This window comes from Sporosarcina sp. OR05 (genome assembly GCF_041414805.1).
Classification (GTDB): domain Bacteria; phylum Bacillota; class Bacilli; order Bacillales_A; family Planococcaceae; genus Sporosarcina; species Sporosarcina saromensis.
Genome location: NZ_JANKJL010000043.1, coordinates 1 through 373 on the forward strand (window position 1 = coordinate 1; position 373 = coordinate 373).

The window sequence follows — 373 nt, forward strand, 5'->3', positions numbered from 1 at the left end:
TAATGAGCTTTTAAATAGTCGTACAAAGCCCAACTAAATCCACTTTTAAATTGAGCTGTGATAGTTAAGTCAGTCGTCACATACTTCTCTTTTAATTCTAAAATATGAGGGATCATGTCGTCAGTCCATTTAAAACGAAAAATGCCATTATCGTATTTAATTGATTGAAATACATTCCAAAACTCAAATGAATCAGCTTCTAAATCTTCTGTACTAAAATCTAATTTTAAAAGTCTTCTCGCATCTTCTTTGGCATGATTTGTTTGGTATTTCTCAATTCCAAACTTCTTTTCAAATTTAACTTTAGTAAACTCTGTTTTACCATCTTGCTGAGTTGAGTAAATTGCATATGCTAATAATTGCATCTGGTTTA

At 30.3% G+C, this 373-nt stretch carries 1 protein-coding gene; it reads right to left on the minus strand.

The window, feature by feature from the left end; all coding sequences use genetic code 11:
- Nucleotides 1–373, minus strand: a 373-nt coding sequence (locus NRI27_RS18000; protein WP_371391910.1) for a replication initiation protein, incomplete at both ends; no start/stop codon positions are given.